Source organism: Bacillus paramycoides, from assembly GCF_001884235.1.
GTDB classification, from domain to species: domain Bacteria; phylum Bacillota; class Bacilli; order Bacillales; family Bacillaceae_G; genus Bacillus_A; species Bacillus_A paramycoides.
Genome location: NZ_MAOI01000057.1, coordinates 1 through 228, shown reverse-complemented (window position 1 = coordinate 228; position 228 = coordinate 1). Strand labels below are relative to the sequence as shown.

1 protein-coding gene is annotated in these 228 nt (G+C 34.6%); it reads left to right on the top strand.

Features of this window, described 5'->3' with window-relative positions:
- A partial coding sequence (locus BAU28_RS08470) for a zinc ribbon domain-containing protein (RefSeq protein WP_165615154.1) occupies positions 1-228 on the top strand: 228 nt, incomplete at both ends.

Here is a 228-nt window from a genome sequence, read left to right as displayed (position 1 = left end):
CACGATGTTATCGGTATAGAAGATTTGCAAGTATCGAATATGTTAAAGAATCATAAGTTAGCAAAAGCAATTAGTGAGGTATCATGGTCACAGTTTCGAACCATGTTGGAATATAAAGCAACATGGTACGGCAAACAAGTCATTGTCGTATCGAAAACATTTGCTTCAAGCCAATTATGTTCTTGTTGTGGATATCAAAACAAAGACGTTAAAAATCTAAACCTACGT